We start from the raw sequence: 21453 nt of genomic DNA on the forward strand, positions 1-21453 counted from the left end.
CGAAGTGCCTGGCATGAAGACCGGCGACCCGACGCTGGAAAACGATGCTCCACGCAGCCAAGGGTCTGCGCTGCGACAGCCGGCGCGCTGGACAAGGCCGGATTGCCGAGTGGTAACGATGGATAAGGGAATAAACCTTCCGGTCACGCTTCGACCGAAAGGGTTTCCAGAACGGCGCGGGCCACCGTTGCATGTGTGATCAGTGAGTTGACGATGCCGCCGCGGATGGCGGCGGCGATCGGTCCCGCCTTTTGTTCGCCGAAGGCGATGCATAACACATTCGGACATTTTGCAAGCTGGTCCAGCCCGGCAGCGATCGAGCGGTGCGACAACTCTGATTTCACCGACTGGCCGTTTCGATCAAAGGTCTGTCCGCAAATTTCGCCGACAGCGCCGCTTTCCGCCAGTTCCTGACGCTCTTCCTGCGATAGAATGCTCCACAGCGATGTCTGCCCCTCGCGCAAAGCGCCCAGCCCGACGATGGCGAGCGTGACGGCGGGAAAGAGAGCACTGACAACATGATAGTCCCGCTGGCGTCTGAGCGCATCGGCCGCGTCGCTATCGCTGGCGACGAGCGGCGCGTAGAAGGCGTGGCCGGGGCTGCCGGTCAGTTCCGCGATCCGACGCACCATCTCGACCGAGGTCTGGCCGTTTGCCACGCCGGGCCATGCCCCGCCGAGCTGGACCACTGCACGGGCGGAGAAGGGGCGTGCATGCCGGGTCATCGCCTCCGTGGCAAGGGTCGAGGCGACACCCAGGATATCGTCTGGCCCGCTGATGTCGCAGAGCAGCTCCGCCGCCACCCGGCCCATGCTGTCAATACACATGTCCGTATCAAGGCCGGCGTCCTTGACGACGACGGCGTTTGCCAGGCCCATCCGCCGTTTCAGTATGGCACTCAACTCATAGTCGACCGCGTCGGCAGGGTGAATGAATTCGATCCTGACGATGCCCTCGCGCAACGCCTTTTCAATCAAACGCGCGACGCGGAAGCGGCTGATCCCCAATTCCTTCGCGATGTCCGACTTGGCGATGCCGTCCAGGTAAAAGCGCTGCGCCGCCGCGGCGCAAAGAATACGGTCGGTAAAGCTGTCAACGTCTGCAGGCATCGGTGTTAGCGTGTCCTTATGGCGCTCATATGAGCATATGTGCGTTACAATACGTGGTTATTTCTGGATGGGAAGCCAGAAAATTCCGGAAATTATTCGATTTTTTCTTGACGCTAACGAAAATGGCATGCTCATATGATTATTAAAATGCACATATGAGCGATATGAGAATTCATGACTAATGGCGTGAAACGTCCGAATATTCTGGTTTTGATGACTGATCAGCAGCGTTTTGATGCGCTTGGCTGCGCGGGCAATCCGGCGATAAGCACGCCCAATCTCGACCGGCTTGCCGCCGAGGGGGCGATGTTCCGTTCCTGCTATGCGCAGAATCCGATTTGCAGCCCGTCACGGGCAAGCTTTGCGACCGGGCTTTACCCGCATGCCCACGGTCTGTGGGCCAATGGCGTCGAACTGCCCGAAGACCGGACGATGGTGTCACGCTCACTGGCCGGGGCCGGCTATGATTGCGGTATGGCCGGAAAGCAGCACCTTGCGCCATGCGCCAATGGACCGGAGCCACGCCGGGAGGACGGCTATCGGGTCTATAAATGGTCACACGACCCGATTCACCGTTCCGCCGAAAACGCCTTTCACCGCTGGCTGGAGGACAATCATCCGGATATCTGGTCCCGGATCGGCGACACTTCGGGAGCTACGGCGGAGGCTGGCAATATTGCCAAGGGAGCAACGGCCGTCGATGTCCTGCCGGTGGAGGCTCACTACAGCCACTGGATTGCCGAGGAGGTCATCGCCTTCATCGGGGAACGTCGCGATGCTCCCTTCTATTTCATGGCAAATTTTTTCGACCCGCATCATCCTTTCGGCGCGCCTGCGCCTTTCCGCGCGCTCTACGATGCGAAAAATCTTCCGGGACCCGTTGGCGGACCGGAAGAGCTTGAAACCAAGCCGCTCGTGCAAAGCGAGTATCACCGGAAGTCCTATGGCGGACAAGCGCCGGGCTTTGCCGAATATACACCGGAGGAACTGCGCGAGGCACGGGCCGGGTATTTCGCGATGGTTTCCATGATCGACGCGGAAGTCGGCCGCATTCTGGAGGCGTTGGAGGCGTCGGGCCAACGCGAAAATACGATCGTGATCTTCAGCTCCGATCACGGTGAGATGCTGGGTGATCACGGCATCATGCTGAAGGGGCCTATGCTTTATGACGCGCTGGTGCGCGTACCGCTGATCGTGAGATGGCCTGGCCAGATCGCGCCCGGCCAGAGGCGCGAGGAAATCGTTCAACTGATCGATCTGACCGCGACATTGCTGGAGGCGGCTGGAGCCGGTGACGCGCAGCAGGTGCAGGGCGAAAGCCTGTTGCCGATGCTGTGCGGCGGCGATGCGACGGATTGGCGCGACTGGGCTCTGGCGGAATATCGCGACAGCGGGCACAGCGCAACGCCTCCCGTTTTCACGACCATGCTGCGCGAAAAACACATGAAGCTGGTTGTTTGGCATGGAGCGCCGACAACGCAGCGCCCGCGTGATGGCGAACTTTATGATTTGGGGCGTGATCCCACCGAACAAACAAATCTCTACAACGATCCCGCCTACAGGCTCGAGCGGGAGCGTATGAAGGACAGTCTGCTCGACGTTCTGGTCGCGACTGAATGGCCGCGTCCGGCGCGAAAAGCGCAATGGTGACCTCGAGGGTCGCATCTTTTCAAACTGGAGGAGTGTATCATGTTCAACAAGTTATCCATTCTTACAGCAATGACGGCGGTGGTTCTATTGCCGTTCGCCGCCCATGCCGAGCAGGTGGTGGTGGCTCATGCGGCCGGCATCAACGGTAACGCCGTGGAGGCAATACTCAAGGACTATTCGGCGGCGACGGGCGTCGATGCGGTCGGTATTACGATGTCGGACACGGACTATGGCGCCAAGATGCAGCTTGCCGCCAGGACAGGACGCTCCGATTTTGACCTTGCGCTCGGCGTGACCAGCGATATTTACAATCTGATCCAGCCGCAGGGCGTGTTCACGGCCATCGATATCTCCGGCTGGAACACGGATGTTCTGGACGCGATGAAGGAGGCCGGGCTGATTGGAGAGGATTACGCCGTCTCGCAGGATACGGCAGCGCTTCTGGTCTATTCCCCGACCTTCGAGGATGATGCGCCGGCCTCTTGGAGCGATTTTTTCGATACCGAGAAATGGCCGGGCAACAGGGGCATGGCATCAGGCGGCATGGGCGTTCCGATCAATCTCGAATATGCGCTGATCGCATCAGGCGTTCAGCCGGATGAACTCTACCCGCTCGATCTTGAAGAGGCTTTTGCCGAACTGGACAGGGTGGCGGACAGCATCGTGCTGTGGGACAATGCGCCCAAGGGCATCCAGGATATCGTCAATGGTGATACTGTGATGACATGGTCTTATGCCCCTGCGGCGCTTTCGGCGGTTAAGGCCGGTCAGGACATCAAGCTTGCAGCACCTCCCGGCACGGCGGTTGCCCGCCAGTACGCCGTGGTCATGGAGGATGCTCCGAATGGCAACGAGGCCGCTCAGCAATTCCTGAAATGGTGGTTCGAACCGGAACAGCAGGTGAAATACACCGAACTGACCAATTACGGGATTGTCGTGCCGTCGCCGTTGGTCACCGGGAATTTCACCGAGGAGCAGCAGGCCTACATGCCGTTCTCGGGCAATCACCCGGAAAATTACCGGACGATCAACTACGATTATTACAGTTCGGAGGGCGAATTGGGGCAGAGCAATCTCTCGCTCGTGCTTGATGGATGGAACAACTTCCGTGCTCGCTGACCACGCCGGAATATCCGGCCGGCCCTTCGGGGCCGGCCGAGAAGGCGCGCTCCGGTTATGGTTGAACGCCTGCCTGCATGGGCCGCTTCTGCTCGCATTGCCCGCGATTGTCTTCGTTGGCATCTTCGCCGTCTGGCCGATGGCGCAGTTTCTGTTCGACAGCCTGCGTGACGGTCAGTCGTTTTCGCTCATTCAGTTTCAGCGGTTACTGGCAAGTTCGACCTTCTTCGTTGTTCTCGGCAAGACGCTGGTTACCGCCATCACCGTCACGCTTTGCTGCCTGGTGCTGGCCTACCCTATGGCCTATGCGCTGATGCGGATTCCTGGCCGGCTTAAGTCGGTGATGATCGGCCTTGTCGCGTTGCCCTATCTCACATCGGTGATCGTGCGTACCTACGCCTGGGCGGCGATCCTTGCCTTGCGTGGACCTGTCAACGAAATGTTGCTTGGACTTGGACTGCTCTCGGAGCCGCTTCTGCTGGGCCACAGCGATTTCGGCACGATGATCGGCATGATCCACATTCTTCTGCCGATCGCGGTGCTGACATTGTGGTCGGGGATGGAGAAGATCGATGCGCAGCAGCGCACAGCGGCCGCCAGCCTTGGGGCATCGCGGATCGAGGAATTCCTGACGGTCACATTGCCGCAGTCGCTTCCTGGTCTCGGGTCGGCGGCGTCACTTGTCTATATTCTCTCGCTCGGCGCCTATGTTATTCCGCAGACGCTCGGCGGAACGCGTGGTCTGCTGTTCGCGCAGATGCTGGTCGATCAGGCGACGACGCTTTTGAACTGGAACCTTGCCGCTGCGATGGCCGTGATCATGCTCGTCGCGGCCGCGGTTCCCGCCATGTTCCTCGCTCTTGCCGGCCGGGTGCGGTTGCGCGGACATACCCATCACGCCATCGGCCCGGTGCAATCGTTGCTTTCGCAGAGCCTGTTTCCCATTCTTGAGCGCGTACCGGAACGGTTTTGGACATGGGCCTGGCGGATTTCGGCCGGGTTGGTCCTTGCCTTTCTGATCCTGCCGGAACTGGTGATCATTGCGTTTTCCTTTGGACCGGAACGGGATATCAGCTTCCCTCCCGCCTATTTCACCCTGCAGGGATATATCCATACGCTCTCCGATCCGAGTTGGATGCAGCCGCTTCAGCGCAGCGTCGTCTATGCGGCGATTGACGCGCTGCTGGCCACGGCGCTTGGCGCGCTGGCAGCCTATGGCTTTGCGCGCAGCCGGCCTCGCTGGGGCCAGGCAGGGACTGCGCTTCTCGTTATTCCCATTGTGTTGCCGGAGATCGTGATCGCGATCAGCTATTTCATCTTTGCCAACCGCATCGGTCTGTCCGGTTCGGCGGCTGGCGTGATCCTTGGGCAGGGCGCCGCTGCGGTCGGACTGGTGGTTGTCATTCTCTCGGGTGTGGTTCGCCAGCTTGATGAGAATATCGAATACGCGGCACTGATGTGCGGCGCTTCGCGCTTGCGAACCGTGCGAGAAATCGTGCTGCCGATGATTGCGCCCGGCTTGCTTGTCGGCTTTGTCTACGGCTTTCTCCATGCCTTCGACAATCTGGTTCTGCCGCTCTTCATTACAGGACAAAAACCGACCGTTACCGTGCGCATGTTTCTTTCTTTGCAAGAGGAACTGACATCCGCGCCGGCCGTCATCGCTTCGATTCTCATTGCAGTGCTGGTCATCGGTTTGACGGTGGCCCTGGCTCTTGCGCGTCGCAACGGCGGCTTCGGTCTGCCGCTTTCGGCGGCCGACTTACGAAAGGACTGATCATGTCTGAGATCAATATATCGGTTGAAGTTGACCGAGGTGATCGCGAGCCGCAACCGGACTTCGTCAAGCTGGAGCGCATCCGCAAACATTACGGGTCTGTTGTGGCGCTTGACGACGTGTCGCTCGACATTCGCGAGGGCGAATTCGTCACGTTGCTCGGCCCTTCCGGTTCCGGCAAGACGACCTGCCTTCGCGCCATAGCCGGCATGATGACGCCCGACGGTGGAAAGCTCTCGATCGCGGGACGGGACCTGTCGTCAGTGCCGATGAATCGACGCAATATCGGCATGGTGTTTCAGAACTACTCGCTTTTTCCGCATCTGACAGTGGCACAGAATGTCGGCTATCCCTTGCGTGTACGTCGGATCGGGCGGTCCGAGGCGCAGGCGCGTGTCGAGCGCGCGCTTTCCCTCGTTCGCCTTGATACGTATGGGGACCGCCGTCCTGCGGAATTGTCTGGCGGCCAGCAGCAACGCATAGCTTTGGCGCGTGCCGTTGTATTCGAGCCGGATGTGCTTCTCCTCGATGAGCCGCTTTCAGCTCTCGACCGGGTGCTGCGCGAGGAAATGCAGTTGGAGTTGCGGCGAATTCACCGGGAAATCGGAACCACGATGGTCTGCGTCACCCATGACCGGACGGAGGCTTTGACGATGTCGGAACGCGTTGTTGTCATGCGCGACGGGCGGATCGTGCAGGATGCGCCGCCCGAGCAGATCTACCTCCAGCCTGAATCCCGCTTTGTAGCCGAATTCCTTGGCGAGGTGAATATCGTTGCGATGACCGCGAGCAATGACGGCAGGCCTTTTCAGGACGAAGCGGGACGTACGCTGGCGCTTGAGCCGTCATCTCCCGCCGGAAGCAACGGCGCGGTCGATCTCGTGGTGCGCGTGGAACATGTCGGACTGAAGCCGGCAAAAGAGGCGGTCGACGACGGACACCGGTGGCGCGGCGAAATCCGTGAGGCGTTGTTCCTCGGCGATGCCGTTCGCATGGTGGTCGACTGCCATCCCCATGTATTGGTCGCGCGCCTTCCGATCGAGCGTGCAATCGGTTTGAAGCCTGGCGATATCGTCGACATCGACCTGGCGATGCGCATGCCCATGGTGTTTGCCCGATAGTGAAGGGTTTATTTTTCGTCGGGACTACGAAGACGGATGGGCTCCTATTTATACCAACGGTTATTGAAAATGACCGATGGCTGCCAAACGCCTTATGCGAAAGCTTATGAAAGGACAGGGGCATTCACCCCGCGTCATGATCACCGACAAGTTGCGATCCTATGGCGCGGCAAAGCGCGATATCATGCCTGGCGTCGAGCATCGCTCGCACAAAGGCCTGAACAACCGGGCGGAGAATTCCCATCAGCCGACACGACGGCGAGAACGGATCATGAAGGGTTTCAAGTCAGCCCGACATCTCCAACTGCTCGTTTCAATTCATGACCCCGTCGCAAATCTCTTTCACATTCCACGCCACAATATTCCCTCCGATCATCACCGCGAACTGAGAACCGCAGCCATGCTTATGTGGAATGAGATCGCACGCCTGCAGGCAGCATAAGCGAGAGCGGTGGGCGAGGCTTTTGACCGGGGTCTTTTAACTTTACGATGCCAATCGTTTCGCTCGGCAATAGCCCGGTGCTCACGGCATCCGCGCCGGATCCGAAGAGTGAGGCCGTCGCCGAGGAAGTCGCGCCGCATTTGCAGGCGCCTGTTCGTTAGACAGAGAAGAGCTTCCGTTTGGCGACGCGCGAGAGTTTTGGAGCACGTTATAGTCTCGAGAACGCTTGACTCTGGATCACGTCTTTCGTAAAACGATATACATAAAACGATTCACGTTATTTGGGAGGAATGCGTGTCGGTAACGATCAAGCAGGTCGCCGAATATGCCGGTGTATCTGCGGCAACGGTTTCCAATGTGCTCAGCGAATCTAAGCCTGTGCGTGAGGAATCGCGTCGCAAGGTGGTTGCCGCCGTGAAGGCGCTGAACTATCGCGCGAACCCGGCAGCGTCGCTGTTGCGTTCAGGAAAGTCAAACGTGATCGGCGCAATCGTGCCCAACATCCAGAATCCGTTTTTTTCAGCGATGCTTGCCGCAATCGAGCGCCATTGCGGCCGCGATGGCTATGACCTGATCGTCGCCTCTTCCAATGATGATGAAGCGACGGAGATAGCGCGGGTCCGATCGTTGCTGACTTGGCGTCCCGCCGGTCTGTTCGCCATTCCTTGTAGTAGAAATTTTCGCAGCCAGGATCTGATAACGACAGCCAATGTTCCACTCGTTCTTGCAGACCGGTGTATTGACGGACAAAACGCGGATTTCGTTGAAATTGACAACCGGCTTGCTGGGAGAATGGCCGCTAAGCATCTGATGAAACTTGGACATTCCCGTATAGCCGTGGTGGCGCCTTCATTCACGGTGGACAACGTCAAGGAGCGTCTTGCTGCGATGACCGATGAGCTGGGGCAGCCGGCCGTACAGATCCAGATCGGTCACGCGGACAGCAGACTAAGTGTAGACGAGGTGGCTGCCCGCTGGATGGATGATTGTACGGCTGTCGTGGCCTTCACCAATTCCGCCACGCTGATGGCGCTGGCCGCACTGCGCCATCTCGGGCGCAGGGTGCCGGATGATGTCTCGCTGGTCGGCTTTGACGACTACGACTGGATGGCAGTGGCCGGTCCGTCAATTACGGCCATCCGGCAGCCGGTCCGGGAGATGGCTCAGTTCGCCTGGGATAGCCTGCGCATGCGGATAAAGGGCGGAGAGAACCTGAATACCCACACCATGCATCGGCCCGAACTCATTATCAGAGAATCTACCGCACCGGCCTCGCGCTGAGACCGGGCATAACCGACGAGGGGCATCCCTCGAACTTTTGGGAGGAAAATATGAAACGATTTACGCAAAAGGCTGTCTTAACAGCGCTGACGGTGTTTTCCGCGCAGGCGCTGCACGCACAGGATATCGATTGGTCGTCCGAGTTGGGCAATCTCGATGGAACCAGTCTGGTGATCTCGACCATTACCGACCCGTTCATCGACTCGATGGAAGAGACGATGCCCGAGTTCACGGCCCTGACCGGCGCCGAGGTGACGATCGACGGCTTTGGCTACGATGCGCTTCACGACCGTCAGCTTCTGGGATGCTCGCAAAACGACGGTAGCACCGACGTATTGGTGATCGACGGCATCTGGATGGGTGAATTCGTTGAAGCCGGATGCCTTGAGCCCCTCGACGATCGCATCGCAGCGGACGAAGATCGTTTCGCCTGGGATGACTTCGTTGCCGATGGCGCGACGCAGGCCAGTTGGAACGGCACGCGATACTGCGCGCCGATCGGCATTTACTATGGTCTCATGTTCTACCGGACCGATCTCTTCGAAGCGGCAGGGCTTGAGGTGCCGGAGACCTTTGACGAGTTGAAGGAAGCTGCTGCCTTCTTTACCGACAATCCTGACTTTCCCGGCGTTTATGGCTATGCGATGAACAATCAGCGCGGCGCTGCAGCTGGGCAGCAATACTTTGAATGGGCTTTCTCCGCCGGCGTGTCGCCATGGAAATCCAACACGGTTGGCGCGGAAAATCCCTATGCCGATCTGACGCCGACCATGAACGGAGAGCGCTCTGTCGAGCTTGTACAGTTCTTCAAGGACATGACGGCTTATGGTCCCCCCGGCGTTGAGAGCTACGCATGGGACGAGCGCGCGACAGGCTTTGCCAATGGCTCGCTGGCGATGATCAACGACTGGTCGGTTCGCGCGCAGATCGCCGAAGATCCGGCAACCAGTCAGATTTCCGGCAAATTCGCCGCCGCGTTGATGCCGCACGCCGAAGGCGAGAAGACGATATCGCCAGTCGGCGGTTGGGTCATGTGCATGAATGCCCATAGCGAGCAGAAAGACGCCGCCTGGGACCTGATCCGCTGGTTCTCGAGCCCGGAGGTTCACAAGGAATTCGTTCTGGCCGGCGGACCGCCGAGCCGCGTGTCTGCCATGGAAGACGCCGACATTCAGGCGAAATGGCCGTGGACCGTTCAGCTCAATGAGGCACGCCAGACCGCATGGGCCGAAGGTCGGCCGCGTCACCCGCTGACCTTCCAGCTCATCGATGAGACCGGCGTCGAGGTCAACCGCGCCATCATCGGCGAAAAGACCCCGCAGCAGGCGATGGACGATGCCAATGCGCAGGCGGAAAAGATGCTGCAGCGCGCTGGTCTGCTCTAGGCTTCACCAAAACCAGACAGAGCGGCGCCTGGTGCGCCCTCTGTTCCCCTCTCATGCCTGACCTGCCAAGGAGATCCGCATGTCTCGCGGAACCGCCAACCCTTCGCTGGATAGCCGTTCCTCCGTTCTGTCTAGAGGGGAGGGCTCTGCCACGATGCGCCACGGCCGCAAGCGCTGGTGGTCGCGCGATGACGTCCAGCAACCGGCATTTCTGTGGCCGCCGCTGTTGTTCCTGCTGCTTCTGACGCTGTTTCCATTCGTCTACTCGGTGTGGCTCAGTCTTCATTATGTGCGTCTCACGCGGCTCGACAACAAGGTGTTCGCAGGGCTTCAGAACTATATCGACCTGTTCCAGGACGAGATTTTTATCAGCGCCATTCGCAACACCCTGTTGCTTGCCGGTGCCACCCTGACCATCGAGTTGATCCTCGGTTTTGCCATTGCCAAAGTGTTCTACGAACTGGCGCATCGGCCCTGGGTGAATTCGCTGCGATCCGCGTATCTCGTGCCTATGATGGTCACCCCGATCACCATCGGCGTCATTGCCAATTATGTCATGAACCCGCAACTGGGCATCATCAATCAGTTGCTTGCAAGCCTCGGGATCGATCCTGTCAGCTGGTTCGGCGATCCGATGATGGCAAAGCTTTCAATCCTGCTGATCAATGTCTGGCAATGGACGCCCTTCGTGGCGGTGCTGCTTCTCGCCGGCCTGATGTCCGTGCGCCACGATGTGCTTGAGGCCGCCCGCGTCGACGGGGCCCGCTGGTATCATATAACAGCGTTCATCGAGATTCCCTCGATCCTGGCGATTGCCCTCCTAGCCGTCATCTTGCGGTTGATCGAGATCCTGCGCTTTTTCGATATCGTCTACATCACCACCCGCGGCGGTCCGAGCGATGCGACGATGGTGATGACACTGTTCACGTACCAGCAGGAATTTCAGTACTTCCAGGTCGGGCTTGGCTCTGCGTCCGCCGTCATCATCCTTGCCATGTCGATCGTCATCACAACATTCGCCGTGGCGCTTCTGCGGAGGATCGAGCAATGAGACGTGCCGTCTGGAAAGACGCGATCCTCGTCATGGTCGCACTCGGCGTGACGTTATTTTCCCTCGCTCCGCTGCTCTGGATGTTCCTCGGCGCCTTCAAGACGACTGCACAGATGATTGCCGTTCCCCCGGTCTGGGCGGTTGATTTTACCTACTTCAAGAACTTCATCGACCTGTTTGCTACTTACTGGCCAAACATGCGCAACTCGCTGGTCGTAACCGTGGGAACCACGATCCTTGCGCTGGTTCTTGCGCTTCCGGTGGCATTCGCACTGGTGAATTTCAGGCTGAAGCGCCGCAACTTTCTTGCCGACTGGATTCTGTCGACCCGCATGATGCCGCCCATAGCTGCCGCCGTTCCGCTGTTCATCATATTCAACGGTCTCGGCATTCTCGACAGCATCCCGGCGCTGATCATAGCCTATGCGGGCTTCAACATGCCCTTTGCCATCTGGGTATCGATGTCCTTCCTGAAGCAGGTTCCGAAAGAGCTGATTGAAGCTGCTCGCCTGGAAGGCTGCTCCTGGTTCCAGATACTGATGCTGATCGCCATACCGCTCAGTCTCTCCGGCATCGCCGTGGTCGCCACGTTCGTCTTCATTTTTGCCTGGAATGAGTTCCTCCTGGCGCTGTTCCTCAGCGGCGGCTCGTCCCGAACCTTCCCGGTTACCATCTCGTCCTTCATCGGGACGGGTCGGATTTATTGGGAATACATCGCTGCCGCTACGGTCGTGCAGTGCGTTCCCCCCATCGTCTTCGCTTTCGCCATGCAGCGACACATCGTGTCCGGCATGACGATGGGCGCCATAAAGGATTGATACCCATGACCCTGACCCTTGAAAATCCCGGCGCGGCGCTGATCACCGGTGCATCGCGCGGCATCGGTCGCGCCATCGCCGAGCGGTTCGGCGCTGACCGCTACCACGTTCTCCTCAGCGATCTTGAGCGCCAGCGTGGTGAGGCTGAAACCGTGGTTGAAACCATCCGCAACGCCGGGGGTAGGGCGGATTTTCTGCCCTGCGACGTCGGCGATCCAAAATCCATCGAGACGCTGTCTGACGATGCCCTCGCGCTTTCGGGCGGTATCCGGGTGCTGATCAACAACGCCGGGGTGCTTTCGGTGTCGTCCGTCGATGACCTGTCGCCCGAGGAATGGGATCGGATGTATCAGATCAATACGCGCGGCACTTTCCTCGTCACGCAGGCGATGTTGCCGCACCTTCGCAAGCAAGACCGTGCACGCATCATCAATATCGCTTCCATCGGTGGCAAACGTGGTGCGCCGGGCCAGATCCACTATTGTTCCTCGAAGGCGGCAGTCATCAGTTTCACGCAGATCCTCGCCGAGGAAGTGGCTCAGGACGGTATCAACGTCAATGCGATCTGCCCGGGCATTATCGATACCGACATGGGCCGCAACAATTATCGCACGCCAGAGGCGCTGGCGGCTGTTCATTCCAAGACCGCGCTGAAACGGCTTGGCTACCCCGAGGACGTGTCCGGACCGGTTGCCTTCCTCGCTTCCGACGATGCGGCCTTCATCACCGGCCAGGCGATCAACGTCTGCGGTGGCATCATTTTTCACTGAGTTCTCACGGAGACCGAAACCTTATGAACAAACTTGGTTTGCACGCAAATGTCTGGGTCGCCGGCTGGAGCGAAAACGAGGCGGCAATGGCTATCGAAAAGACCGCTGCGACAGGCTTCGACCTCGTTGAAATCCCTGCAATGGACCCATCGAGCCTGCGGCCGGACGAGACGCGCAGGCGGCTTGATGCAGCCGGTATTGGCTGTACGATGTCGTTCGGCTTGAATGAGAGGAGCGATATTTCCTCGGGCGACCCTGAGATGATGAAGGCCGGCGAGGAAATGCTGCGCACCGCACTGTCCGTCGCCCGGGACCTGGGTGCAACCCACGTCTGCGGCATTCTCTACAGCGCATTTCAGAAATATTTCGAACCGCCGACCCGGAGGGGCATCGAGGCCTCCGCCGAGGTCATGCGGCGGGTGGCTGACTATGCGGCGGAAAACGACATCACGCTGGGGATGGAGGTTGTGAACCGCTACGAGAGCAATGTGCTGAACACGGCCGCCCAGGCTCTCGCCTATTGCGAGATGGTCGATGCCCCCAATGTGAAAGTGCATCTCGACGCCTATCACATGCACATCGAAGAACAGAACCCTTCAGACGCCATTATGGCGACCGGCAAGCGTCTGGGCTATTTCCATACCGGAGAATCGCATCGGGGCTATATCGGCTCCGGCTCCATCGACCACCCACGCCTGTTCCGGGCGCTGGTCGCTTCAGGCTATGACGGTCCGATCACCTACGAGTCCTTTTCATCGGAGGTCGTGGGGCAGCCGCTCACCGGCATTCTCGGCATCTGGCGCAACACCTGGACGGATGGCGAGGATCTGGCGCGCCACGCCTACACATTTACCCATGCCCAATTAAAAGCCGCGCGCGAAACGGTGCTGAGGGCATCCGGGTTCAACGAAATGGAGGCCTGAAATGGGTGCCATACACCTCGATAATGTGCGTAAGAGTTTCGGTATCGTCACCGTCATCGAGGGCATAGATCTCAAGATTGCAGATGGCGAGTTCGTGGTTTTCGTTGGTCCTTCAGGGTGCGGCAAGTCCACGCTGCTGCGCCTGATCGCAGGCCTTGAGGAGATCGACGAGGGTAAAATCAGCATCGACGGAGAGCGGGTCGACATGAAGGAGCCCGCTGACCGTCACATCGCCATGGTGTTCCAGAGCTATGCGCTCTATCCGCATATGAGCGTTCGCAAAAATATTGGTTTTGGCCTCAGGATTTCCGGCTTCCCGAAGGCTGAGATCAACGCCAAGATCGAGGAGGCCGCACGCCTTCTTGAGCTGACGCCGCTGCTCGAGCGCCGTCCGCGCGACCTGTCCGGTGGTCAACGACAGCGCGTGGCGATCGGGCGGGCGATCGTGCGCTCGCCATCGGCCTTTCTTTTCGACGAGCCGCTGTCGAACCTCGACGCGGCGCTGCGCGTGCAAATGCGCATGGAGATCATCAATCTGCACGCCGACCTGAAGCGAACGATGATCTATGTAACCCATGATCAGGTTGAAGCGATGACCATGGCTGATCGCATCGTCGTGCTGAATGGCGGAAGAGTGGAGCAATTCGATACGCCGGTCGAACTTTATGATCATCCGGCCAATCTTTTCGTTGCTGGCTTTATCGGCAGCCCGAAGATGAATTTCCTCGAGGTCACGCATGCTGAGGAAAACCGGCTTCACCTTGAAGGAGGGCTCCAGATCACGCTTCCTGACCGCAGTCCTGCCGAGTGTGCCCGGACGAGAATACTGGGCATCCGGCCAGAGCATTTCCTGCATCAGGGCTCGGGAGGACTATGGGATGGCAAGGTCACGGTGACGGAGCAACTCGGCAGCGACGCCTATCTCCATGTCGCGGTAGCCGGCCTCGGCCAACAACTGGTTGTGCGCGGCGTCGGCGAACGCGCCTTCGGCAGAGGTAGTGTGATTTCCCTGACGCCGCAAACCGGGAATTGTCATCTTTTTGATGCCGAGGGCGCCACGATCCGAAACGTTCAACTGGCCGGCGCCGCCTGACCGGCGCGCCGGATTCGCGAGGGTTCGAAGATGTATATGGAAAAATTGTCTCTACGCGGGCGCCGCGCGCTCGTCACGGGGGCCGCCCGCGGCATTGGCTATGGCTGTGCCGATGCGCTGAGCGAGGCCGGAGCCCATGTGGTCCTGGCCGATCTCGATGGCGCGGCTGCCGCGGCTGCGGCTGCGAGGCTGGCTGAAAACGGACGCAGCACCGAGGCCATGAGCCTCGATGTCAAGGACAGTGCTGCCGTCGATGATGCCGCCGCCACTGTCGGGGATCTGGATATTCTGGTTGCCAATGCCGGTATCGGACGCTTGCCCACGCCAGCCGAAGACATTGCCAACGAGGATTGGCTCGAAGTGCATCGAGTCAATCTCGACGGGGTCTTCTACTGCAACCGTGCGTTTGGCCGGAAGATGCTGGATCGCAAGCGCGGCAGCATCGTCAACATTGGCTCGATGTCCGGCATCATCGTCAATCGTCCACAGGGGCAAGCGCATTACAACAGTTCCAAGGCCGCCGTCCATCACCTGACGAAGTCGTTGGCCGCAGAATGGGCTGATCGCGGTCTGCGGGTGAACGCGGTGGCGCCGACTTATATCGAAACGCCGCTGACGGCCGTTGCCCATGAGAACGGCATGGCCGCCATCTGGATGCGTGACACGCCAATGGGGCGTTTCGGACAGGTGTATGAAGTCGCATCCGCCGTGCATTTTCTGGCGAGTGATGCCGCCAGTCTGATAACGGGTGCCGTTTTGGTGGTCGATGGCGGGCTCACATGCTGGTGAGCGCGCAAAAATCTCTTCCGACCGACGAAACCGACCTTCGGAACCGGTTGATATCCTTCGCGCAAGGCGATGTCCGCAGGTTTGTCGCTATCGCCGGAGCGCCAGCTTCCGGCAAGAGCACGCTTGCCGAGCGCCTGTTCAAGGCGGTTGAAGCGGAAGCGCCTGGACGGGTGGCGGTTCTGCCCATGGATGGGTTTCATTACGATAATGCCGTCCTGCAGTCGCATGGCTGGCTGGCGCGCAAGGGCGCTCCCCACACCTTCGACCTGGACGGGTTGGCATGTGTGCTCGACCGGCTTGCTCGGGGGGATCGCCCGGTTGCGGTTCCAGTCTTCGACCGCGCGCTGGAGATCTCCCGTGCGGGCGCCTCGGTGATCGCGCCATCTGCGCGCTTGATCCTTGTTGAAGGCAATTATCTGTTGCTGGATGAACCGGGATGGAAGACTCTGCATGAACGCTTCGACTTGAGCCTGTATCTGGATGTGCCTTTGGCGTTGCTGCGCCAGCGCCTGCTCGAAAGATGGCGTTCTCTGCAGCCGGAGGAAGCGCGCGCCAAGATCGAGGAAAACGATCTCCCCAACGCCAAAATGGTCATTGAACACAGTATCGCGGCTGACCTCGTCCTGAAGACGTGACGCAGGGCTCTGCAAGATCCTTCCAACGACCGCATGGCCCGACGCGGCGCGGTCGTTCAGCGCGATAGGGCAGGCGGTGCCATACTCTCGCGTGTGATCAGCCGGCTTGGAACAACAGTGCAGCTCGCTGGAGTCGGTGGGCCGTTTTCGATAGCCTCAAGCAGCAAGGCTGCGGCCGCTTGGCCCATCTCGTCCACCGGCTGCTCAATCGTCGAAAGCGGCGGCGTGCAGAAGGCGCAGACAGGGGAGCCGTCGAAGGAAACGACCGAGACGTCCTCCGGAATGCGCAAGCCGAGCTTGCGGATGCCGCTCATGAAGGAAATCGCCATGTCGTCGCTGGTCGCGATCACCGCGGTTGGCCGGTTTTCGAGCGCTTCGAAATCGGCGACGCCCTCAAGGCCGATTCTGAAGCCTTGCTGATAGTCGAGGCTGCCTCCCGAGCGCACCACCGCATCCTCGCCAAGGCCCGCCTCGGCCAATGCCTCGACAACGCCGGCATAGCGCTCCACGTCGTGATAATTGCCCTCGGGCCCGGCCAGATAGAAGAACCGCCTGTGACCCAGTCCGATCAGATCGCGGGACACCGCGCGAACGGCCGCGCGATCATTGGTGACGACGCTCGGCGTGCCGGCGTCGCTCATGTCCAGAAGCATCGAGACGACCGGCAGTCCCGCCTGCGCAAGCGAGCGGCCGTCGACTTCCGGCAATTTCGAGGACAGGATGATGACGCCGCGCGCCGTGCCGCCGAAGGCGAGGTCGAGAATGTAGCGTTCCGAGGTCTCGTCGCGATCGAGGTTGGCGATCATCAGGTTGTAGCCGGCCTTGATCAGCGACTTGTTGATGCTCTGCAGGACCTGCGGAATGATCTGCGACGCGCCGTAGTAGAGCGATCCGGGAAGGATAATCATGATGGTATTGGGCTTGCCGACCCTGAGAGATCGCGCCATGGCGTTCGGCGTGTAGCCCAGTTGCTTGGCCGCGGCATCGATCTTCGCGCGCGTCTTTTCGTTGACGCGCCCGGGATTGGCAAGCGCGCGGCTGACCGTCGAAATTGCCACGCCCGCAAGTCGGGCGACATCCGCCATCAGCGGACCTGACGGCTCGTCCTGCGTCACATTGTCTTTTCTGTTCAATTCTGTTGCCTCCCAGACATTCGCGTCATGGTACCCAATCCGCCCGGAAGCTTATAGCAAACGTTTGCCAAAAAGCACTTGCAATAAATATAGGCTTGATTATTATCTAGCCATGGCAATCGTTTGCCATTTCGCAACATTTTGAAATTGCTGTATTTTATTATGCGGGATGCATTTTCCGCAAACCATGCAGCATGCCTAGAAACTGGAGCAGCCATGACTTGCCGCGACGGACTCCGCTTTGGCGTCGACCTGGTGACCTTCTTCCATCCTGGCTTTTGGAACGTCCCCGATCACGAGGCTGTCATCAGCTATGCCCGCGAGGCGCCGCGCGCCTTCTGGGACCGGATACTCGACAGCGTTCAGTCCTCCGGCGTGACAGGCGTCGAGCTTACCTTCTCGCCTTTCAACTGGCAGGACGCGATCAAGACCTACGGCTCGGTCGAGGGTTTCGCGGAGGCTCTTTCCGGACGCGGGTTGACGCTTTGCAGCGGGTTTTTCGCCGAGCTCGAGGCGGCCGGGGATTTCACCCGTCCGGAGGCGCAGGAAGCGATCATCGACAAGGCCGAGCGCTATGCCGACTTCCTGAAGGCCTGCGGCAGCGACATCATGGTCATCGGCGCGCCCTTGCGGCAGACGCCGGGCGCACAGCCGGCCATGTTTCACGACCTTGACCGCGCGAAGGCGATCGCCGATTTCCTGAACCGGCTTGGCGCGACCCTTCTTGCCCGCGGCGTGCGTCTTGCGCTTCACACCGAGGCGCATTCCATTTTCGCCGCCGCGCGCGATGTCGACCTGATGCTGCTGCTGACCGATCCGGCCTATGTGCACATGTGCCCGGACACCGCCCACATCATCCTCGCCGGTTCCGATCCGATCCAGCTCGTCGATCGTCATCATGAGCGCATGATCATCGCGCACTGGAAGGATGCGATCGGGCCGATGCCCTCCGACACGCCGATTGACGAGCATATCCACGATCGCCATCGCCCCTATTTTTGCGGTTTCGGCCTGGGCCGGGTCGACTGGCCCGCCTGGATCCGCCTTCTCCGCGATCGCAATTTCGAAGGATGGGCAATCCTCGAACTCGATGCCGCGCCGGATCCCGTGCGCGACATCGCCGGCGGGCTGACGCTCGTCCGGCAGGCGCTCCTGCCAATCTATCGCTGACATCAAAACGACCGGAGAAGCCGCGACAAACGGCCCCGAACCAAAACAGAAGAGGTGGAACAATGATCGACACAACCAGACTATTACTCGCAAGCGTGGCGCTAGCCGCGACATTCGCCGCAGCCCAGGCGCAGGAAGCGCCAAAGGCGGAGGTTTTCAGCTCGTGGACGTCGGGTGGCGAGGGACGCGCGCTGCAAGCGATCAAGAGCGAATTCGAAAAACGCGGCGGCACGTGGGAAAATTCCTCGATCGCCGGATTTGAAAATGCCAATGCCGCGTTCCAGAACCGACTGGTGGCCGGCGACCCGCCGACCGTCAAACAGCTTATCGTCGGAAAGGATCCCGCGGAGTTCATCGCGCTTGGGCTGATGACCCCGATCGACGACGTCGCGACCGCCGGAAACTGGGATGCCGTGCTGCCGAAGGCGCTGTCGGACTACATCACCTATGACGGCAAGACCTACCTTGCGCCGACCGGCATTCACGGCGAGAGCTGGATGTTCTACTCCAAGGCCGCCTTTGATGCGGCCGGCATCACCGAAGAGCCAACGACCTGGGACGCGTTCTTTGCCGATATGGACAAGCTCGCGGCGGCCGGCCTCGTGCCGATCGCGTGGGGCGGCCAGGCTTGGCAGGAAACCAAGGTTTTCAACATGGTCCTGCTGTCTCAGGTCGGTCTTGACGGTTTCCTCAGGATTTACGCCGATGGCGATCAGGAAGTGCTGGCTTCGGACGGCGTTCGAAACACGCTCGAGATCTTCGGCAGAATGCGCGATTATGTCGATGAAGGTTCGCCGGGGCGCAACTGGAACGATGCCACTGCCATGGTGATTACCGGCAAGGCCGGCGTCCAGTTCATGGGCGACTGGGCCAAGGGCGAGTTCACGACGGCCGGACAGGTGCCGGGCGAAGATTTCGGCTGCGCCTTTTCGCCGGCAACGCCGGGCATGATCTACATCGGCGACGCCTTCGGCTTCCCCAAGGTTTCCGACCCGAACGGCGAGGCGGCCCAGAAACTGATCGCGGAAGTGGTGATGGACCCTTCCGTGCAGGTGGAGTTCAGCCTCAACAAGGGCTCCATTCCGGCGCGGACCGATCTCGATGCGTCGCTGTTCGACATGTGCACCCAGAAGGGCATGGCGATGATGGCCGAGGGCAAGATCGTGCCTGAGCATGCGATCACGCTCACGCCGGAAGCGGTGGGCATGCTGACGGATTTCGTCGGCGAGTTCTGGAGCGATCCGTCGCCCGATATCGATGATGCGGTCGCGCAGTTCTCGGCGGTCTTCGAGTAGCGTCCGGACATGAATGTCTGACCTCGCGCCAAAGGCCTCGCCGCTCCCGGACGGTCGCTTTCTGATCGGCCGGGCGGCGATCCGTCGCCCTCGGCATGGCGGACGACAACCGCATCGACAGAGAACAACCGATGAAACGCAAACACCCCTTCGCCGCCTATGTTGCGCTGTCGCCGACATGGCTGGCCGTGATCCTGGTCTATATCGGCACGATGGCCTGGTCCGTGCGCCTTTCGTTCACGGATTCCCGGCTGTTTCCGTCATCGAACTATGTCGGCTTCGCGCAATACGAAAAGCTGTTTTCATCCAGCAAATGGCTGACGGCGTTGCAGAATCTGGTGATTTTCGGCGTGCTCTACGTCGTTGGCTGCCTGGTCCTGGGGTTTCTGCTGGCCGCCGCGCTCGACCGCAAGGTCCGTTTCGAAAACGCCTTTCGAACCATTTTCCTTTACCCCTACGCCATGTCCTTCATCGTGACCGGTCTTGTCTGGCAATGGCTGGCAAACCCGATGTTCGGCCTGCAGGCCAGCGTCAACGCGCTTGGCTGGGAGAGCTTCCGGTTCGACTGGCTGACCTCGCGCGAGATGGCGATCTACGCGGTTGTCGTCGCCGGCGTCTGGCAGGGGGCGGGGCTGGTCATGGTGCTGGCGCTGGCCGGCATGCGCGGCGTCGACGGAGAGCAGTGGCGGGCGGCGAGGATTGACGGCATTCCCGTCTGGCGGGTCTATGTGTCGATCATCCTGCCGCAGCTTGGTCCGGTGCTCGCGGCTGCCGGCACGCTCCTGACGATGGGGGTGATCAAGACCTATGACCTCGTGGTCGCGCTCACCAATGGCGGGCCGGGATCGGCCACCGAGGTGCCCGCCAAGTTCATCATGGACAATCTGTTTCAGCGGCAGAATCTGGGGCTTGCCACGGCTGCCGCCACGTCGCTTCTTCTGATGGTTGTCATCATCGTCGCACCCTTTCGCTATGCCCAGACAATCAGTGCCCGACGCAAGGCAGGTACGCTATGACCCACCCCCGCGGGCCAAGGCCAGGTCACATGACGGCAGGCCGCATCGGCCTCTACCTGTTCCTGCTGAGCGCCGTGCTGTTTTTCGCCGTGCCGCTTTACGTCATGATCGTCACATCCCTGAAAACTATGGACGAAATCCGTCTCGGCCAGATCTTCGCCCTGCCGCGTCACTTCGATCTGTCCGCCTGGATCACGGCCTGGACGGCGGCCTGCACCGGAACGGAATGTGAAGGCATCCGCGTCGGCTTCTGGAACTCCGTCAGGATCACCATCCCCGCGGTCGCCATTTCGGTTTTTGTCGGCGCCGTCAACGGCTATGCCCTGTCGTTCTGGCGGGTGCGGGGCTCGAAGCTTCTGTTTACGCTGCTGATGGCCGGCGCCCTGATACCCTATCAGGTTTTCCTTTATCCGTTGGTGCGCGCAATGGCCACGCTCGGCCTCTACAACTCCCTCGGCGGCATCATACTGGTGCATGTGCTTTTCGGCCTGCCGCTGGTCACGCTTCTGTTCCGCAACTATTTCGTGACGATCCCCGAAGAGCTGTTCAAGGCCGCGCGCGTCGATGGCGCCGGTTTCTGGCGCATCCTGCTCGAGATCATGCTGCCGATGGCCGTTCCGATGATCGTCGTTGCATCGATGTTTCAGTTCACCGGCATCTGGAACGATTTCCTGCTCGGCCTGGTCTTTGCCGGCCGGGACAATCTTCCGATGACGATTGAGCTCAACAACATCGTCAACACCACCACCGGCGAACGCCTCTACAACGTCAACATGGCGGCCACCATGCTCACCGCGCTCGTGCCGCTGGCGATTTATTTTCTCTCCGGCCGCTGGTTCGTGCGCGGCATCGCCGCCGGCGCCGTCAAAGGATAAG

Annotated in this window: 19 protein-coding genes and 1 pseudogene; 18 read left to right on the forward strand and 2 right to left on the reverse strand. The window is 60.0% G+C overall.

The features are described from left to right. Positions 1-143: 143 nt before the first annotated feature. On the reverse strand, positions 144-1109 hold the full coding sequence (locus tag K7H91_RS18795; RefSeq protein ID WP_230721766.1) for a sugar-binding transcriptional regulator: 966 nt from the start codon (positions 1107-1109) through the stop codon (positions 144-146). Between the two features lie 174 nt (positions 1110-1283). Between K7H91_RS18795 and K7H91_RS18800 the strand changes: the two genes are divergently transcribed. From K7H91_RS18800 to K7H91_RS18865, 14 genes and pseudogenes are all read left to right on the forward strand, one after another. Continuing rightward, a complete protein-coding gene (locus tag K7H91_RS18800; RefSeq protein ID WP_230721767.1) occupies positions 1284-2759 on the forward strand; it encodes a sulfatase-like hydrolase/transferase in 1476 nt (491 codons plus the stop codon). 39 nt (positions 2760-2798) lie between these two features. Continuing rightward, on the forward strand, positions 2799-3878 hold the full coding sequence (locus K7H91_RS18805) for an extracellular solute-binding protein (RefSeq protein WP_230721768.1): 1080 nt from the start codon (positions 2799-2801) through the stop codon (positions 3876-3878). Further along, entirely contained in the window at positions 3868-5655 is a 1788-nt protein-coding gene (locus K7H91_RS25735) for an ABC transporter permease subunit (RefSeq protein WP_230721769.1), read from the forward strand. Before K7H91_RS18805 ends, K7H91_RS25735 begins: the two co-directional genes overlap by 11 nt. A gap of 2 nt (positions 5656-5657) precedes the next feature. Beyond that, a complete protein-coding gene (locus K7H91_RS18815) occupies positions 5658-6776 on the forward strand; it encodes an ABC transporter ATP-binding protein (protein WP_230721770.1) in 1119 nt (372 codons plus the stop codon). A gap of 79 nt (positions 6777-6855) precedes the next feature. Further along, positions 6856-7218: pseudogene (locus K7H91_RS18820) on the forward strand (DDE-type integrase/transposase/recombinase); the annotation flags it as partial. Between the two features lie 294 nt (positions 7219-7512). After that, positions 7513-8499 (forward strand): LacI family DNA-binding transcriptional regulator, encoded by a 987-nt coding sequence (locus tag K7H91_RS18825; RefSeq protein ID WP_230721771.1) that lies wholly within the window; start codon positions 7513-7515, stop codon positions 8497-8499. 50 nt (positions 8500-8549) lie between these two features. Continuing rightward, a complete protein-coding gene (locus K7H91_RS18830) occupies positions 8550-9884 on the forward strand; it encodes an ABC transporter substrate-binding protein (RefSeq protein WP_230721772.1) in 1335 nt (444 codons plus the stop codon). Between the two features lie 79 nt (positions 9885-9963). Continuing rightward, positions 9964-10935 (forward strand): carbohydrate ABC transporter permease, encoded by a 972-nt coding sequence (locus K7H91_RS18835; protein ID WP_230721773.1) that lies wholly within the window; start codon positions 9964-9966, stop codon positions 10933-10935. A gap of 32 nt (positions 10936-10967) precedes the next feature. Further along, the gene (locus K7H91_RS18840; RefSeq protein WP_230721774.1) at positions 10968-11753 is read left to right on the forward strand and encodes a carbohydrate ABC transporter permease; all 786 of its coding nucleotides are present in this window, start codon (positions 10968-10970) and stop codon (positions 11751-11753) included. Between the two features lie 5 nt (positions 11754-11758). Continuing rightward, on the forward strand, positions 11759-12523 hold the full coding sequence (locus K7H91_RS18845) for an SDR family NAD(P)-dependent oxidoreductase (RefSeq protein WP_230721775.1): 765 nt from the start codon (positions 11759-11761) through the stop codon (positions 12521-12523). Positions 12524-12546: 23 nt separating this feature from the next. Next, positions 12547-13446, forward strand: coding sequence for a sugar phosphate isomerase/epimerase family protein (locus tag K7H91_RS18850; RefSeq protein ID WP_230721776.1), 900 nt, complete (start codon positions 12547-12549; stop codon positions 13444-13446). Position 13447: 1 nt separating this feature from the next. After that, positions 13448-14539, forward strand: a complete 1092-nt coding sequence (locus tag K7H91_RS18855) for an ABC transporter ATP-binding protein (RefSeq protein WP_230721777.1) — start codon at positions 13448-13450, stop codon at positions 14537-14539. Between the two features lie 30 nt (positions 14540-14569). Next, a complete protein-coding gene (locus tag K7H91_RS18860; RefSeq protein ID WP_230721778.1) occupies positions 14570-15328 on the forward strand; it encodes an SDR family NAD(P)-dependent oxidoreductase in 759 nt (252 codons plus the stop codon). Then, positions 15319-15963, forward strand: a complete 645-nt coding sequence (locus K7H91_RS18865; RefSeq protein WP_230721779.1) for a nucleoside/nucleotide kinase family protein — start codon at positions 15319-15321, stop codon at positions 15961-15963. The genes K7H91_RS18860 and K7H91_RS18865 overlap by 10 nt, the downstream gene beginning before the upstream one ends. Positions 15964-16019: 56 nt before the next feature. On the opposite strand, the gene K7H91_RS18870 is transcribed toward K7H91_RS18865, so the two are convergent. Beyond that, a complete protein-coding gene (locus K7H91_RS18870; RefSeq protein ID WP_419197498.1) occupies positions 16020-17048 on the reverse strand; it encodes a LacI family DNA-binding transcriptional regulator in 1029 nt (342 codons plus the stop codon). A gap of 264 nt (positions 17049-17312) precedes the next feature. On the opposite strand from K7H91_RS18870, the gene K7H91_RS18875 reads away from it, so the two are divergent. The 4 genes from K7H91_RS18875 to K7H91_RS18890 all read left to right on the forward strand — a co-directional run bounded on the left by K7H91_RS18875 (position 17313) and on the right by K7H91_RS18890 (position 21452). Next, positions 17313-18266 carry a sugar phosphate isomerase/epimerase family protein gene (locus tag K7H91_RS18875; protein WP_230721781.1) on the forward strand — a complete coding sequence of 318 codons (954 nt, stop codon included), beginning with the start codon at positions 17313-17315 and terminating at the stop codon, positions 18264-18266. Between the two features lie 62 nt (positions 18267-18328). Further along, positions 18329-19561 (forward strand): ABC transporter substrate-binding protein, encoded by a 1233-nt coding sequence (locus K7H91_RS18880; protein WP_230721782.1) that lies wholly within the window; start codon positions 18329-18331, stop codon positions 19559-19561. Positions 19562-19692: 131 nt separating this feature from the next. Then, positions 19693-20577 (forward strand): carbohydrate ABC transporter permease, encoded by an 885-nt coding sequence (locus K7H91_RS18885; protein ID WP_230721783.1) that lies wholly within the window; start codon positions 19693-19695, stop codon positions 20575-20577. Next, the gene (locus tag K7H91_RS18890; protein ID WP_026173808.1) at positions 20574-21452 is read left to right on the forward strand and encodes a carbohydrate ABC transporter permease; all 879 of its coding nucleotides are present in this window, start codon (positions 20574-20576) and stop codon (positions 21450-21452) included. The genes K7H91_RS18885 and K7H91_RS18890 overlap by 4 nt, the downstream gene beginning before the upstream one ends. The last annotated feature ends 1 nt before the right edge of the window (position 21453 follow it).

Origin of the sequence: Martelella mediterranea (genome assembly GCF_021021415.1) — a bacterium.
GTDB lineage: Bacteria > Pseudomonadota > Alphaproteobacteria > Rhizobiales > Rhizobiaceae > Martelella > Martelella mediterranea_C.